Origin of the sequence: Polaribacter atrinae, from assembly GCF_038023995.1 — a bacterium.
Classification (GTDB): Bacteria; Bacteroidota; Bacteroidia; order Flavobacteriales; family Flavobacteriaceae; genus Polaribacter; species Polaribacter atrinae.
The window spans coordinates 2,790,509-2,807,778 of the sequence record NZ_CP150660.1 but is presented as its reverse complement, the minus strand read 5'-3'; the positions used below and the strand labels follow the sequence as shown (position 1 = coordinate 2,807,778).

Genomic DNA, 17,270 nt, shown 5'->3' with positions numbered 1-17,270 from the left:
AATCTCTTTCTAACAAACAGATTGCTTCGTTTCTCTAACAATTACAGACAAAATCAAAAAAAATGAACTACTACAGTTTACACCATAAATCGCCAATATCAACTTTTAAAAATGCAGTTGTACAAGGTTTAGCAAAAGACAGAGGAATTTATTTTCCAGATAATATTCAACAACTTTCAAAAGATTTTATTGAAAACATTTCTGATTATTCAAATCACGAAATTGCGTATGAAGTTATTAAACAGTTTGTAGGTGATGAAATTCCGGCTGAAAAATTAAAAGAGATTGTTGCAAAAACAGTTTCTTTCGATTTTCCTTTAGTAAAGGTTGATGATAATATCGCTTCTTTAGAACTGTTTCATGGACCAACCATGGCTTTTAAAGACGTTGGTGCTAAATTTATGGCACAATGTTTAGAGTATTTTAACAAAGATAACGACGATGAAGTTACTGTTTTAGTAGCAACTTCTGGAGATACTGGTGGTGCAGTTGCAAACGGATTTTTAGGTGCAAAAGGCGTAAATGTTGTTATTTTATATCCTTCAGGAAAAGTAAGCGACATTCAAGAAAAACAATTAACAACTTTAGGTCAGAATATTACTGCTTTAGAAGTTGATGGAGTTTTTGATGATTGTCAAGAAATGGTAAAAACGGCTTTTTTAGATGAAGAAATTACAAAGACATTAACATCTGCTAATTCTATAAACGTTGCACGTTGGTTGCCACAAATGTTTTACTTTTTCTTTGCCTATAAAGAATTACACAAAAAACACAAAGATTTAATCTTTTCTGTACCAAGTGGAAACTTTGGTAATATCTGTGCAGGAATTATGGCTCAGAAATTAGGTTTACCTATTAAACACTTTGTAGCTTCTACAAACGTAAATGATACCGTACCTAATTATTTAGTAGACGGAGTTTACAAACCAAAACCATCTAAAGCAACTATTTCTAACGCTATGGATGTTGGTAACCCAAGTAACTTTATCAGAATACAAGAATTATTCAATAATGACTTAGAAGCTCTTAAAAGTGCTTTTTCTTCGTATAGTTTTTCTGATGATGAAACTCGCGCTACCATGAAAGATATTTATAACAATTCTGGTTATGTTGCAGATCCTCATGGAGCTGTTGGTTATTTAGGTTTAAAAAAACATGGATTAAAAGAAAACGAATTTGGTGTTTTCCTTGAAACAGCGCATCCTGTAAAATTCTTAGACGTAGTAGAAGAAACGTTACCTGTAAAAGTAGAAATACCAGCACAGATTAAAAAGGTAATCAATAATAAAAAAGTGGCTTACAAAGCTTCTAATTATCAAGATTTGAAAGATTTCTTAATGAAGTAGTTATTAACAAATCTTATATAAAAAGTAAAAAGTCCTAACAAATTAAATTTGTTAGGACTTTTTACTTTTTGTGAATTTTTTATTTTAAGATTAACACTGAATTGAAATTTTTTAAAGTGATAAAAAATATTAAAAAACTAATTCAAATTTGTACAGGAATAAATAATATTATTATATAAAACCTAAATCAATAACTAACAAGCTTAAAAATAAATTAAAATACTTGTACAAAACTATAAAAATCTATAGATATTAGATAAAAGAAGGATACTTATATGAACGGTAAACACTTCTATTAAATGATTTAAGGCAATTAAATAGTAACTTTACATAAAGTACTAACAGAACACAGAACTTTTGACAGAGAAAGGTAAAATTCAATCAATTTATATTTTGTATTAATTATGAACATCAATGGTAAAATATATCAAATTCAAATTTCTAAGACGTTAAAAAAATAAACAAATCGAAATAAAAAAATGAATAGTTATAGAGTAATATCAATAAAAGAAAAAGAATTAATTATTTCAGGTGATGGAAATAACCCAATTTGGAAAGAAGCAGATTCTTTAACAAATTTTATATCTCCTTGGGATGATAAGCCTGTAAAAAAAATAGAATTTAAAGCGGTACATAATTCAGAAAACATATTTTTTCAATTCATAGTAGAAGATCATCAAACCCACATTCATCCTTCAATAGATAAAGATGAAAGCATAAATAATTCAGATAGAGTAGAACTATTTTTTAGGAGTGATGCTTCTTTAGATCCATATTATTGTTTAGAAATGGATACAACAGGTAGAATTATGGATTTTAAAGCTCGCCCAAATAGAGAATTTGATTTTAATTGGTGTTGGCCAACTGAAGAGATAGTCATAAAATCATCAATAAATGAAAATAACTTCATTGTAGAAATTACAATTTCACTTCAATCTTTAAAGAATTTAAAATTATTAAAAGATCGCAGTATTGAAACAGGAATTTATAGAGCAAAATATAATCAGCAAAAAGATAATACTTATAAACCCACATGGATTACTTGGACAAACCCAAACACAAAAATCCCTAATTTTCATACACCAACCTCTTTTGGTAAATTATTACTAGCTAATTAGTCCAATGCACCCAATATTATCGATACAACTAACAATAACCCCAGTCCAATTAAGATTATAAGGTCAAACAGCAGAAATTAATGATACCTTTTTGCAGTATGTCTAATACAAATAAACCATTTAAATTTAGAGCAAAAAAAACCTCAATTCGTAAGAATTGAGGTTAATAGATACGGACTTTAGTCCGTATTAAAGAAAGGCGGCGACCTACTCTCCCACATAAATGCAGTACCATCGGCGCGATTGGGCTTAACTTCTCTGTTCGAGATGGGAAGAGGTGAGCCCCAATGCTATAACCACCCTAAAATTTTCAGCTAAATTTATTTAACTGTATAAGTTAACATATGGTAAAATAATATCTAAATCGTCTAATAAATAAAGAGTCTATGCTCCCGCCTTTCGGCGGGAAGCGTACATAAGTCTATGGGTTATTAGTATCACTTGGCTATGACATTACTGCCTTTACACCTATGACCTATCAACGTTGTAATCTCCAACGACCCTTTAAAGAAATCTCATCTTGTGGTGGGTTTCGCGCTTATATGCTTTCAGCGCTTATCCCTTCCCGACGTAGCTACCCTGCTATGCTTCTGGCGAAACAACAGGTACACTAGAGGTCAGTCCAACTCGGTCCTCTCGTACTAGAGTCAGATCCACGCAAATTTCTAACGCCCACAGCAGATAGAGACCGAACTGTCTCACGACGTTCTGAACCCAGCTCGCGTGCCACTTTAATGGGCGAACAGCCCAACCCTTGGGACCTTCTCCAGCCCCAGGATGTGACGAGCCGACATCGAGGTGCCAAACCCCCCCGTCGATATGAGCTCTTGGGGGAGATCAGCCTGTTATCCCCGGAGTACCTTTTATCCTTTGAGCGATGGCCCTTCCATGCGGAACCACCGGATCACTATGCTCTTGTTTCCAACCTGATCGACCTGTATGTCTCTCAGTCAAGCACCCTTATGCCATTGCACTCTACGTACGGTTACCAAGCGTACTGAGGGTACCTTTAGAAGCCTCCGTTACTCTTTTGGAGGCGACCACCCCAGTCAAACTACCCACCAAGCACTGTCCTCATCTCTGAGTTAGACTCTAGATAAGCAAAGGGTGGTATTTCAAGGACGACTCCACAACGCCTAGCGACGCTGCTTCGATGTCTCCCACCTATCCTACACATTACTTATCCAAAGCCAATACTAAGCTATAGTAAAGGTTCACGGGGTCTTTTCGTCCCGCTGCGGGTAATCGGCATCTTCACCGATACTACAATTTCACCGAGCTCATGGCTGAGACAGTGTCCAGATCGTTGCACCATTCGTGCAGGTCGGAACTTACCCGACAAGGAATTTCGCTACCTTAGGACCGTTATAGTTACGGCCGCCGTTTACTGGGGCTTCATTTCAGATCTTCGCCGAAGCTAAACCCTCCACTTAACCTTCCAGCACCGGGCAGGTGTCAGGCCTTATACATCATCTTTCAATTTAGCAAAGCCCTGTGTTTTTGATAAACAGTCGCCTGGACCTTTTCACTGCGGCCCATCCGAAGATGGGCGACCCTTCTCCCGAAGTTACGGGTCTATTTTGCCTAGTTCCTTAGCCATGAATCTCTCGAGCACCTTAGAATTCTCATCCCAACTACCTGTGTCGGTTTACGGTACGGGTTCTTATAATCTGAAGCTTAGAGGTTTTTCTTGGAAGCCCTTAGGCACACTATCCAATTGTCCGAAGACGCTTGGTACTATCACATTTCACCTAAATCTGCGGATTTACCTACAGTTCTAATAGCTACATGTTTCAACGAACTATTCCGTCAGTTCGCGCTGCTTTCATTACTCCGTCACCCCATCGCAATTATAAGAAGTACAGGAATATTAACCTGTTATCCATCGACTACTCCCTTCGGATTCGCCTTAGGACCCGACTAACCCTCAGCTGATTAGCATCGCTGAGGAAACCTTAGTCTTTCGGTGTGGGGGTTTCTCGCCCCCATTATCGTTACTTATGCCTACATTTTCTTTTGTAAACACTCCAGCATACCTCACAGTACACCTTCTACGCTGATTACAATGCTCCCCTACCACTAACTTATATTTCAAAGTTAATCCATAGCTTCGGTAATATGTTTATGCCCGATTATTATCCATGCAAAATCGCTCGACTAGTGAGCTGTTACGCACTCTTTAAATGAATGGCTGCTTCCAAGCCAACATCCTAGCTGTCTAAGCAATTTCACCTCGTTTTTTCAACTTAACATATATTTGGGGACCTTAGCTGATGGTCTGGGTTCTTTCCCTCTCGGACATGGACCTTAGCACCCATGCCCTCACTGCTGAGAAACATTTTATAGCATTCGGAGTTTGTCAGGAATTGGTAGGCGGTGAAGCCCCCGCATCCAATCAGTAGCTCTACCTCTATAAAACTTTTACTCAACGCTGCACCTAAATGCATTTCGGGGAGTACGAGCTATTTCCGAGTTTGATTGGCCTTTCACCCCTACCCACAGGTCATCCAAAGACTTTTCAACGTCAACTGGTTCGGTCCTCCACTGTGTGTTACCACAGCTTCAACCTGCCCATGGGTAGATCACTCGGTTTCGCGTCTACTACTACTAACTAAAGCGCCCTATTCAGACTCGCTTTCGCTACGGCTCCTTGACTTAATCAATTAACCTTGCTAGAAACAGTAACTCGTAGGCTCATTATGCAAAAGGCACGCCGTCACAACATAAATGCTGCTCCGACCGCTTGTAGGCGTACGGTTTCAGGTTCTATTTCACTCCCTTACTTAGGGTTCTTTTCACCTTTCCCTCACGGTACTAGTTCACTATCGGTCTCTCAGGAGTATTTAGCCTTACCGGATGGTCCCGGTGGATTCATACAGGATTACTCGTGTCCCGCACTACTCAGGGTACCACTATCTATAATTCGCTTACTTTTACGGGACTATCACCCTCTATGGTCAGTCTTTCCAAACTGTTCTAATTCACTTATCTTCGAATATCGTGGCCCTACAACCCCTATTTTGCCGTAACAAAATAGGTTTGGGCTAATCCGCGTTCGCTCGCCACTACTAACGGAATCACTATTGTTTTCTCTTCCTCCGGTTACTTAGATGTTTCAGTTCACCGGGTTTACCCCTATTGCTAGGTGACATGTCTTCAACATGACGGGTTGCCCCATTCGGAGATCTACGGATCAAAAGGTATGTGCCCCTCCCCGTAGCTTTTCGCAGCTTATCACGTCCTTCGTCGTCTCTGAGAGCCTAGGCATCCGCCATACGCCCTTACTTAACTTATTGTACTTTTTGCTACAGTGTGTTGCCACACTATAATGAACTCTTTTATATTTTTATAAAAAAATTTTTGATTAGATAAATCTAATCGTTCTCTATCTATTTGATTCTTACGATATCATTTTACCAATATGTCAATGAACTTGTGGTGAGTCACCACTGACAATTTAAATCATCATTAGTGCTCTCCTGCAATAATCTAGAGATAATATACATCATCTCCAGGCATTGCCTGGTGGAGAATATCGGAGTCGAACCGATGACCTCTTGCGTGCAAGGCAAGCGCTCTAGCCAGCTGAGCTAATCCCCCATTATGAAATTCAGAATAAATCCTAAATTATGAATGTAGAATCCTCTTACTTCCAGAATTTCCTTAGTATTTTGCTTTTTGTAGTCCCGGGCAGACTCGAACTGCCGACCTCTACATTATCAGTGTAGCGCTCTAACCAGCTGAGCTACGAGACTATAATAGCTTAAAATACTTATATTATAAAATTAACAGCAAAGAGTAAAAATGACCTTTTTTTGTAACTCACCATCTTTCTCTAGAAAGGAGGTGTTCCAGCCGCACCTTCCGGTACGGCTACCTTGTTACGACTTAGCCCTAGTTACCAGTTTTACCCTAGGCGGCTCCTTGCGGTGACCGACTTCAGGCACTCCCAGCTTCCATGGCTTGACGGGCGGTGTGTACAAGGCCCGGGAACGTATTCACCGGATCATGGCTGATATCCGATTACTAGCGATTCCAGCTTCACGGAGTCGAGTTGCAGACTCCGATCCGAACTGTGATATGGTTTATAGATTCGCTCTCTGTTGCCAGATGGCTGCTCATTGTCCATACCATTGTAGCACGTGTGTGGCCCAGGACGTAAGGGCCGTGATGATTTGACGTCATCCCCACCTTCCTCACTACTTGCGTAGGCAGTCTCGTTAGAGTCCCCATCATAACATGCTGGCAACTAACGACAGGGGTTGCGCTCGTTATAGGACTTAACCTGACACCTCACGGCACGAGCTGACGACAACCATGCAGCACCTTGTAATATGTCCGAAGAAAAAACTATCTCTAGTCCTGTCATACTACATTTAAGCCCTGGTAAGGTTCCTCGCGTATCATCGAATTAAACCACATGCTCCACCGCTTGTGCGGGCCCCCGTCAATTCCTTTGAGTTTCAGTCTTGCGACCGTACTCCCCAGGTGGGATACTTATCACTTTCGCTTAGTCACTGAGCTAATGCCCAACAACTAGTATCCATCGTTTACGGCGTGGACTACCAGGGTATCTAATCCTGTTCGCTCCCCACGCTTTCGTCCCTCAGCGTCAGTACATACGTAGTAGACTGCCTTCGCAATCGGTATTCTGTGTAATATCTATGCATTTCACCGCTACACTACACATTCTATCTACTTCCATATGACTCAAGTCAACCAGTATCAAAGGCAGTTCCATAGTTGAGCTATGGGATTTCACCTCTGACTTAATTGACCGCCTGCGGACCCTTTAAACCCAATGATTCCGGATAACGCTCGGACCCTCCGTATTACCGCGGCTGCTGGCACGGAGTTAGCCGGTCCTTATTCTTACAGTACCGTCAAGCTGGTATACATACCAGTGTTTCTTCCTGTATAAAAGCAGTTTACAACCCATAGGGCAGTCTTCCTGCACGCGGCATGGCTGGGTCAGAGTTGCCTCCATTGCCCAATATTCCTCACTGCTGCCTCCCGTAGGAGTCTGGTCCGTGTCTCAGTACCAGTGTGGGGGATCTCCCTCTCAGGACCCCTACCTATCAAAGTCATGGTAAGCCGTTACCTTACCATCTAACTAATAGGACGCATAGCCATCTTTTACCAATAAATCTTTAATTAAAACTCGATGCCAAGTCTCAATACTATGAGGTATTAATCTTCATTTCTAAAGGCTATCCCTCAGTAAAAGGTAGGTTCTATACGCGTTACGCACCCGTGCGCCGGTCGTCATCTGTGCAAGCACAATGTTACCCCTCGACTTGCATGTGTTAAGCCTGCCGCTAGCGTTCATCCTGAGCCAGGATCAAACTCTTCATTGTATATTGTAAATATTATAATGAATAAGTTTCAAAAGAATTTGTTTAAATAAATCTAAACATGGTTATTCTACTCTTTAATTACGCTGTCAATTTCAATATTTTCAATGAACTTCTTAAATCTTGCACTCCCTGTATTTAAACAGGTATTTAAAATTCAATTTGTAGAAACGTTAGAATCGAACTAACTGACTTATTTAATAGTCATTCCAAATTTTCTCTAATCTTTTTTCGCTGTATTTCTTAGCGGCTGCAAACATACAAACTATTTCTAATCTGACAATAAAAAAATAAACTTTTTTTTTACTTGTTTTTAAACCTAAGATTAAATCTTTAACACCTTCTTAATAAAGTTCTCTAAAGACTTAAAGCAAATTTTAATGAACGAAACTAACAAACTACTATATCCGTTAGCGGGTGCAAACTTACAACTCATTTTTAATCTAACAACTATTTTTTTACACTTATTTTAATTTAATTTTACACTTCACTTTAACGTACTTGTTTTGAATATTTTATAACACTTGTTTTTTTGATATTATTTGTAAGTTTTAGTATTTTATGATGACTTTAAAGTGGAGCGTAGTTTTTGGTAAATTGTTTTATATAAAATAGAGGTTAATTTTTTGCGGAAATAGGCATTTAAATCCTGTCCTTTTTAATCAAAGATTGATTATTCTTAGAATAATGGTGTTTGAAATGTGTTTTCTCGTTTAGAAAAATCATTTTTTTTATTCTAAACTAATTCTCATTAGCGTTTTTTGGGTAAAAAATCACTTAAACTAACAAGCATGAAGGTATTTGGAATACTATTATCATAATAAATCTTCCTACAATACGAATTAGATAGACTCTTATATATAAGGTAACATTCTTAAAAAAATAGGATTAATCTGAATACTATGTATTATTATGGATTAGAATAGCATCTCTTTTTGCGCTTCTCCAAACTAAACATCACTCATAATAAAAAGAATATCCGACAGAATATTATTTTAACAATGAACCGCTAGCTCTTCAGTAATAAATATCAATTCTCCATATTAACACTGTTAAATGAAACTATCGCCTATCTTGTTTTATACAGTTTCAACTTATCTATTACCTTTAATTTTAAAAAGTTCTTTACGGTTCTGTTTCGAGAATAGTAGTATTACAAATAAATTTTCACACTTATTGCACTCATACTTTTTTGAAAGAATAGGCATTCCTTTATAAAAAGAACTTTTTTATAATCGATTAATTTTTTTTGAATTACAAATAGGACAATTTTTTAAATGATGCTCACTTAATTTTCCTCTAATAATTAATACTCCATAAACAATTGCAATAATCAATAATATAGTTACACTTGAATCAATAGGAAGTCCTGGAGGAGGTGGAGGCCCCATTACTGGGGGTACTTGTAAAAAAATCATATATTCACTTTTAAAGAAGGCACAATAGAAAAGAGTTTAGCTACATGGGGATGTGACTAAAAATTACAATTAAAAGGAGAAACTTACTTAAAAACCCTTTAATCAATCTTTTCTATTACAGCCTTATTTCTATTCGTTTTTGTGTTCTTAGAAAAAACTATCTCTACTTTTTTATTCTACTACAACTTTCTTATTTATAATACCGAGATCAGTATTTAACCTTACAACATATACACCTACTGGAATTTGCTTTTCAATCTCTAATTGATAAGAAGTTTTCTGCTCTTTAATATCCCAAAGACTTACTTTTTTACCTAACATATCAAACAGCTCAACTTTATAGAGGTTTACATTCAAGTTTTTAGAAATCACAATATGATGATTTTCATTATCCGAATACATATGAAGGCCATTGGACCAAACATCTTCTTCTAAACTAAGTACATCACTTTCTCTAAAAGCAAGTACGAAACGATCTGAATAAACACCTTTGCCTAATGTTAACGTAATTTTTTCATCAGAAATACGGTAAGAAACTCCTTTTAACTTATCTGTAATATAAATATCTCTAGAAACATTTTGTTTTTCATCAATCATTATACCTACCTCACCAGAATAACCCATTGTAATCTCTAAAGGAACTTCTAAGTCATCTGAGATTGCTTGCACACCTGCAATTACATATTTTCTATCATCATTAGAAAATTTCCAATACATATCTGTTACATCAACTCCATAAACCTCAGAGTCTGCCTCTTTATCATATCCAAATGAATTTATTTCTTGAAAAGAGATTCCTATTTGGCGGTGAAGTAACAATTCTTCTGCATTTTTATACTCAAACCCTAATTTAATAATCGGCAATAAATTACTTGTAGTTATTGCTTTATCTACCCTACTTTTTCTACTTCCTTTAAAAAACACAGACTCAGCATTTTCTTCTCCTTCTTCAGTAACAAATGCTCTTTGACTGTTATTAAAAGTAATACTCCCTCCCGTTGCACTTCCTTCCACAAAGAAACCTTGCGCAATTGGAATGTAAGGTTTAGGTGCTTTATAAATAGATAAATCACCCCCCAAACCATAAGTACCGTTATTATTATTACTTGGAACTGCACTATTTGGAGCTAAGCCCATCGTTAAGTTTAGAGTTGCGTAACCACCATAAATATGACCATCTATACCGACTCCTTCTCCATTTGCACTCTGTTGATGTTCCCAGAAATAAAGTGTCTGCTCTATAACACTTTCATTATCTTCCATAAATTTTCTAGCATTCATTGCCGAAGGAAAAGGATTCCCTATTAAATAATCCTCACCTGCATTTACAGATTTAGAAGTATTAAATTTTCCATCATTAGGCGTACCTACAAAAGTATAATTCTGAGGCCTTCCTGGTCCTTTAAAAATATAACCATCTCCACGCGCAATCAATCCTGATTTGTATTTATGCAACCAATTAGATCGTCCGTTAGACCCTGTACCATACGTATAAACCCAATAGTCTGCTAACGAAATAGGATCTGTAATTGCACCATCATAACCTGAAGTAAATTTAATATCTTTTGCAAGTGTAGTTCCTATTTTAGATGTAGCGTCTAACGGAATAGTACCATCTTTTAAAACACCTTCTATTGTATATGTATTTACCCCTGAGTTAACTGGCGAACTCATATATCCATATCTATACAAACTAGGTATTTCTGAATTTTGTTCCACTAATAATCTACCTACTTTACCCACAACTATAGCTGTTACTGTACTAGTACCTGTATGCGTTTGCACTAATTGAGAGGTTCCTGCTAAACGAATATTACCATCTAAAATAAGATTATTAGTAACCACTAATAACTGATTCGTTACCGTTAAGTTAACATTTGAATTTACTTTTAGTTTTCTTGCACTTAATCAATTACCTGTATGTTCAAAATCTTGATCAATTACCACAAAACGAGATCTGTCTGGAAACCCATTTGTCCATGTACTACTATTAGAACTTGAAGTAGTACTATTTATTCTATGTAAACCTAACAAAGTATTTGCATCAGCATTAGATGTTTTGATTTCTGAAATTAAGGGATCTTGAGGGTGCCTTCTTGTAACAACCTTAGTACTCCCAAGATTATTTACAGCTTGATAAGGCGCAATTTCATCATCTATAAAAACCACCCATTCATCCGCATTGTAGTTTTTGTTTGGTGTTAACGTTTCATCTATTCTAACAAACGATGTTTTGTTTGTAATATCTGAAATAACGTCATATTTATTTCCCCATGAATAAACTCCTTCTGCTACCGAAAGTGTAATTACATCATCTTCTCCCTCAATATCTGTTAACATATTGTGAACCACAATAGTTGCATCAGACGCTATTTCTGCACTCGTAATAATCGAATTATTATAATTTTTAAATAAAACAGATTTACCCGCTTCTAACACTGTACCCACTGTATAAGAAACACTTGGTACAAAATTAGCTTGATCCTCTGTTTGATCTTTATACAATTGAATTTTAATGGTATTTGCAGGAATATCTGAATTGCTAAAATTTGTAATTTCAATCCATCTTTCTGTACCATATTGATACACTTGTGTAATCATAACAGCTGCTGGATCTGGCACATCTCTATAATCTAGATCTCCTAAATCATTTACATCTTTATCGGTATCAGTAAAATTATCTGTTTGTGTATTGTCATATTCACCATTTACATCACTATAACCTTGATCTATATTGTCTGCTTCTATATCATCTACCAAACCGTTGCCTCCTAACTTACCAGTTACAACTCCATTACCATCATTTGGTAGCTCACTTCCCGACTCAACAACATCAAAAACACCATCATTATCTGAGTCTAAATCTAAATAATCTGGAGCATCAATATTATCTGCATTTACAGGTACAATAAGAACTCCGGTAACCCCAGAACAGTTTGATCCAGTACAATCTGGATCGTAAGCATCATCTAAACCATCATTATCTGTATCTACTCCCGAAGGCGCAACATAACCTGTTGTAGTTTGTGCTTCTATATTATCTGGAATTCCATCATTATCTGCATCTAAATCTAAACGGTTAGGGATGCCGTCTCCATCACTATCACAATCTATAGAATACAAAACAATATTATCTATACCTACATCATTTCCGGAACCACCATTTGGTTGAAAATTATTAATTACAATATTTATTGAAGTTAAAGTCGCCTCAAAATCTAATATAATTCTTCTCCAAACATCATCATTTTCCAAACCTAATTCTGAAGACGTAGTAGACGCTAACTCACTACCATCATCTGCATCTTCAATTACAAGTCTAAAATTTGGGGTATCATTACAATTATCACATAGACCAGCTACATCGATTCTAAACCTATAAAACTGATTATTTACTACAGATAAATCATCTATCCTATAGATTGCTTTGTCTGTAAAATTGGGCGAATCAATATTAATAACCAAAAACCTACCATCTGTAGAGCCATTTCCTATGTTTGCAACATTACTATTACCATTTGCGTCTTTATTACCAGTTAAGTTTGTTTTTGCATAGTACTTTCCTTGGTCACCTGAAGTAGTTACCGCATAAAAACCATCATTGGGGTTTGATGCATCAAAACGATGCGAATTAGAACTCGCATTAAATACCACATTCGAATCTTCACTTACACCATCAGATTTTGTTCCAAAATCTTCATTATATATCTCTATGAATTCTGTTTTACTTTCAGCACTACAATCATTTTCTAGCACATCGGGTATCCCATCATTGTCATCATCTAAATCACAAATATCATTTATTCCGTCACCGTCAGAATCTGACACAGTTGGTATACCATCCGTACTAGCCCCATCTGTACAATAGGAATTTGATTTGTTAATACCAAAATCAATGGAACCTGAACTTAAACTAGGTACAAATAAACTTCCATTAGGAACTCCATCACTACTTGCATTTGGACCAAAACCTTCATTTCTGTACTCCCAACCGCTTGGTAAAGCAATTGCAGGAGCCACACTACCTATTGTTCCTTGGTTTTTACTTAACTGAAAAGTATAATCAACCAAAGCATCCTCTAAAGTTACTGTATACCCACCATCATTACCTACGGAAGCAACACCAATTACATTATTACTTGCATCAACAACATTTAGATATAATTGTGTAGCAACAGGAGCCCCCACACCTGTACCATCTACAATATTATTATAACTCGTGTCATTAAAAATAATACCAGAATACGTGACACCTCCATCTGCATCTGGGCAATTCGTTGCATTTATGTTTGGCGCTGCCCCTCCATAAGTAACACTAGAATCTATTGTTAAATTTCCATAATTTTGAAGCATATCATCAATAGTAGTACCTGCTCCTTTATTTGGGTTTGTGAAAATTAAATTTGGACCAACAATACCATTGTTAGCATTTCTTAGATTTTCCCATTCAAAATATCCTTGAAGACTTGAATCTGAAGGCCCTATAAGATTTCCATCTTGTGCAATACCCTGAGCACCTTTTTTAACAATTACCGATCCTTGGTTATAAATAGTACCTCCTCCTATATTAATGGTTCCTTCAATATTAAAAGTTCCATAATTACTAATTTTAGAGTTTGCCCTCCAAAATCTATTTGCTCCGTAGTAAACGTTCCTGTATTAATTACTTGCCCTCCATTATTAAGGTTAAATTTCCCATTAAATATTCCACAATTAATATATGAAGAAACATTGTTTGAATTGTAATTACCCTCTATCATAAGGTCTCCAGAATTTATAAATCGAGCAACTCCACTACTAACATTAAGGTTATTAGTAACAACCATACTACCATTATTCTCAATAGTAATTACTGCATTCGCGTTAGAAAACTGTAATGTTCCAGGTTCAAAAACACCATTATTAGTAACTTTCATTACATCGCCATTTAAGGTTAATGTATTTGCAGTCATTTTTCCACCAGCAGCAATAGTTACCTCCATATCACCCGACCAAGTAGGGTTTTGATTTACTTTCAATGTTCCTTGAACGCCTATAGCAAAAGTCCCCGAATTAATTGCAGAATAATTATTGGCAGATAAAATTAATGTCGCATTAGAACCAACACAAATAGAACCTCCATCACCAAATGAAACATCTCCATTAATTGTTGTGGTACCTGCAGTAAAACATGTTGTTTTACCAGCAGCAAATGTATAAGCTGTGTTTGGCGCTATATTAGGATCAGAAACATCACAACTAGTACACTGCGCATAAGTTGCTTCTGAAAAAGTAATTGCCATTAAAAATGTAAAAGAAAGTATTGCGTAAATATTTTTCATAAAAATCATTCTTTAACTCAATAGTAAAATTTAGATCACAAAATGAAATTGCGATTTTTCTGTTCTTGTGTTTTTATTCTGATTCCCCCTCCAAACAACCCCTATAGCATTTTAAAATGAAACAACACTTCGTTTGCTTGCATGAACACCATGGGGCTGAAGGGGTAATAAATTTTTGTATTTAATTATTTCTAAAAAAAAACTTTACGCAAAAGTATAGCACCATCTGCTTGTTACAAACCTACAGAATAGCTGTTTTCCGTAAAACAGACACCTTACAAACAATTAATAAACAAATGATTACCTATTTGTAGCAAGAAATTAACTACAGCACTATTAATAGCTATTTTATTTATAAAAAATGAAGACTTGAATCTTTTCTAAGATTAAAAAGACAAATTAAATAACGTAGCAATAACTAAATAGCTAACCATTATTTTGAAGAAAAAATAGTACTATAAATGACGATAAAGAATTCTAAAAACCATAGCAAACCAGAAAAGTTGTTTCTATCTAAAATTAGCATAAAAACAACTTGTGTAACTAGATTAATTGAAACACTTTTTTTTTAAGATGAAACAGCAGCATCTTTAAGTTTATGAATAAATTCTGAAGGACTAACACCAAGAACACTTTTAAAGCTTGCTGAAAATTTACTATGAGAAGAAAAACCACACTCTTCCACTAAATAACTAATTTTATAATTCAAGTACTCTTTATCTGTTGTTAACTTTTCTTTAATGTAATATATTCTCAACCTAATAATATAATTATTGTAATCTGTGTTTTTTGTTATTCTTAAGAAACCTTCTAAAATATTTAGAATTGATATTTAACAAGCCTAACAATTTAGGTAAAGACATATTCTTATCTAAAAACAGATCAGATTCTTCAAACTCTTTTAATTTGGTTTCAAGGTAATCCTCTGTCTTTTGAGAAATTGTAAAATCTGATGATTTATTACCAACATCAACAAGATCCTTATCTTCAGTTGTATTTGCTTTTTTTCTGATAAAATAAAAACCTAAAGCAGAAAGCAACACTATAAATGCTACAACATACATTTTATTGTTCGATTATTTTTCTTCTGGGCGCTCATTTAACGAATTATAAGCAGTATTTATCATCAATCTTTTTTCTGCTGTATTTTTAGCTAACTGAGTGTTATATTTAGAATTATAAATAGTAAAACTATCTATCTCTTTTACCTGATAATAATATTCAGACACACTTCTAAACACACGTTGTTTTAAAGAACCATGATTGCTATCTTTAGCAACAGAAAGCGACTTCTTTAAATAAACACCAGCACTATCTAAATTCTTAGATTCTAAAAAAGCATTACCTAAACTTTGATAAATTAAAGATGCCCATATCGTATTGCCTGCACCAGCATCATTTATAAAAAAGTTGGCCTTAGAAAAATGAGATATAGCCTGATCAACATCACCTAAAAATAAATAAGAACGCCCTAACATTTCTTCTGCATTAGCCATCACAAAATATTTAGCTTGTAAATTTTCTTCTTTTTCAAACGTAAGCATTGCCAACTGCAGATATTCTATCATTTTTTTATAATCCTTTTCCACTAATGCAAACTCAGCGAGTTCCTGATTGCACATAGCAATATAATTGACCACTTGTTTTTTATCAGAAAAAAGGCGACTAACTTTTATTCCTTCATTTAAAAAACTTTTCCCCTTATCTAAAAAACCAATCATCCGATACTGCGTAGCTAAAAAACCATAATTTCTAGCTAACAAGACATACTCTTTTGCTTCTTTTACTATTTCTAAAACCGACAACGCTTTAATAATCGCTTCTCCCCTTTTTTCTTGTTTTGCTAAAATATCAGCAATAAGCATCAGTGATTTTATTTTTTGCTGTTTGTTAGCAGCATATAAAGACAGGGAATCTGCTAAATGAATTGCTTTAACAGGATTCGCAGAAGAAACATTTATAGCAATATGATAGTAAATGGAATCAAATTTTTGAGATTGATTCTCTATTTGAGAGAAAGCAGCAAGAGGGATTAAAAATAAAAGTAAAAAACGCATTTATACTAAAAATTATTAATTTTAGTTTCCCTAAAAATGACTACAAGGAGGTAATTAAACGAATCGACAGGAAACATACTCATTTTGAAGTATAAAGATAAAATAATTATTTAATTTGAAATATAAAATCAGATTACAAATACAAACTACTTCCTTTTAAAACTTCTATTTTTTTTTAGAATTAATTAGGTTTGTTTTCAAGAAAATAGACTCACTCAATAAAACTACAAAACAGCACTATCATCAAACTAAATTATGAATAGAAAATATTTCTATAAAGAATAAAACCTCCTTTCTTTAAAAACGTAAAAAACAGCAACGAGAAAGCATTTAAAAAAGAAATCATCAGTATTAGTACCAATAATACTTTTGCTATAAAAATAGTAAAAGTCAAAAGAAAAGAAAGAGATACCGGCACAATTACCGACACACAAAATGGTATAAAATAAAAAAACCCTTTTAATCAAATGATTAAAAGGGTTTGCAGTTGGCCTACAAGGACTCGAACCTTGAATGTCGGTACCAAAAACCGGTGTGTTACCAATTACACCATAGGCCAATACTGTAATGCGGGTGCAAATTTAAACCTTTATTTAGAACCTGCAAACTTTTTTTTATTTTTTTTTACATTTAACAAACATTTAAGATGAAATTAT

9 protein-coding genes, 3 tRNA genes and 3 rRNA genes are annotated in these 17,270 nt (G+C 35.2%); 2 read left to right on the top strand and 13 right to left on the bottom strand.

The genetic code is table 11. The features are described from left to right. Positions 1-62: 62 nt before the first annotated feature. Positions 63-1,346, top strand: coding sequence for a threonine synthase (thrC, locus tag WG945_RS12225; protein WP_068449586.1), 1,284 nt, complete (start codon positions 63-65; stop codon positions 1,344-1,346). A 479-nt stretch (positions 1,347-1,825) separates the two neighbouring features. Beyond that, on the top strand, positions 1,826-2,464 hold the full coding sequence (locus WG945_RS12220; RefSeq protein ID WP_068449594.1) for a carbohydrate-binding family 9-like protein: 639 nt from the start codon (positions 1,826-1,828) through the stop codon (positions 2,462-2,464). A 194-nt stretch (positions 2,465-2,658) separates the two neighbouring features. Here the strand turns inward: WG945_RS12220 and rrf are convergent. The 13 genes from rrf to WG945_RS12155 form a co-directional block, all read right to left on the bottom strand. After that, positions 2,659-2,768 (bottom strand): 5S ribosomal RNA (rrf, locus tag WG945_RS12215). Between the two features lie 107 nt (positions 2,769-2,875). Then, a 23S ribosomal RNA gene (locus WG945_RS12210) occupies positions 2,876-5,760 on the bottom strand. Between the two features lie 227 nt (positions 5,761-5,987). Next, positions 5,988-6,064, bottom strand: a tRNA-Ala gene (locus tag WG945_RS12205). An 81-nt stretch (positions 6,065-6,145) separates the two neighbouring features. Next, positions 6,146-6,219, bottom strand: a tRNA-Ile gene (locus tag WG945_RS12200). 84 nt (positions 6,220-6,303) lie between these two features. Beyond that, positions 6,304-7,821 (bottom strand): 16S ribosomal RNA (locus WG945_RS12195). The 16S, 23S and 5S rRNA genes sit together here with 2 tRNA genes alongside, the layout of an rRNA operon. Before the next feature lie 1,226 nt (positions 7,822-9,047). Beyond that, positions 9,048-9,236 (bottom strand): hypothetical protein, encoded by a 189-nt coding sequence (locus WG945_RS12190; RefSeq protein ID WP_068449374.1) that lies wholly within the window; start codon positions 9,234-9,236, stop codon positions 9,048-9,050. A 171-nt stretch (positions 9,237-9,407) separates the two neighbouring features. After that, positions 9,408-11,081 carry a T9SS type A sorting domain-containing protein gene (locus tag WG945_RS12185; protein WP_068449372.1) on the bottom strand — a complete coding sequence of 558 codons (1,674 nt, stop codon included), beginning with the start codon at positions 11,079-11,081 and terminating at the stop codon, positions 9,408-9,410. Between the two features lie 63 nt (positions 11,082-11,144). After that, entirely contained in the window at positions 11,145-13,589 is a 2,445-nt protein-coding gene (locus WG945_RS12180; protein WP_068449370.1) for a hypothetical protein, read from the bottom strand. Positions 13,590-13,798: 209 nt separating this feature from the next. Beyond that, positions 13,799-14,557 carry a hypothetical protein gene (locus tag WG945_RS12175; protein WP_157603591.1) on the bottom strand — a complete coding sequence of 253 codons (759 nt, stop codon included), beginning with the start codon at positions 14,555-14,557 and terminating at the stop codon, positions 13,799-13,801. Between the two features lie 568 nt (positions 14,558-15,125). Continuing rightward, positions 15,126-15,314: a helix-turn-helix domain-containing protein gene (locus WG945_RS12170; protein WP_068449366.1), complete on the bottom strand. Its 189-nt coding sequence runs from the start codon at positions 15,312-15,314 to the stop codon at positions 15,126-15,128. Between the two features lie 13 nt (positions 15,315-15,327). Then, positions 15,328-15,621 (bottom strand): hypothetical protein, encoded by a 294-nt coding sequence (locus WG945_RS12165; RefSeq protein WP_068449364.1) that lies wholly within the window; start codon positions 15,619-15,621, stop codon positions 15,328-15,330. Between the two features lie 12 nt (positions 15,622-15,633). Further along, on the bottom strand, positions 15,634-16,614 hold the full coding sequence (locus tag WG945_RS12160) for a tetratricopeptide repeat protein (RefSeq protein WP_068449362.1): 981 nt from the start codon (positions 16,612-16,614) through the stop codon (positions 15,634-15,636). A 487-nt stretch (positions 16,615-17,101) separates the two neighbouring features. Next, positions 17,102-17,173: transfer RNA gene (locus WG945_RS12155), tRNA-Gln, on the bottom strand. Positions 17,174-17,270 lie beyond the last annotated feature (97 nt).

Coding starts and splice junctions, on each gene's coding strand:
- WG945_RS12165 (WP_068449364.1), bottom strand. CDS start 15,621: ATGTATGTTGTAGCATTTATAGTGTTGCTTTCTGCTTTAGGTTTTTAT.
- WG945_RS12220 (WP_068449594.1), top strand. CDS start 1,826: ATGAATAGTTATAGAGTAATATCAATAAAAGAAAAAGAATTAATTATT.
- thrC (WP_068449586.1), top strand. CDS start 63: ATGAACTACTACAGTTTACACCATAAATCGCCAATATCAACTTTTAAA.
- WG945_RS12175 (WP_157603591.1), bottom strand. CDS start 14,557: ATGAAAAATATTTACGCAATACTTTCTTTTACATTTTTAATGGCAATT.
- WG945_RS12180 (WP_068449370.1), bottom strand. CDS start 13,589: ATGCTTCAAAATTATGGAAATTTAACAATAGATTCTAGTGTTACTTAT.
- WG945_RS12160 (WP_068449362.1), bottom strand. CDS start 16,614: ATGCGTTTTTTACTTTTATTTTTAATCCCTCTTGCTGCTTTCTCTCAA.
- WG945_RS12190 (WP_068449374.1), bottom strand. CDS start 9,236: ATGATTTTTTTACAAGTACCCCCAGTAATGGGGCCTCCACCTCCTCCA.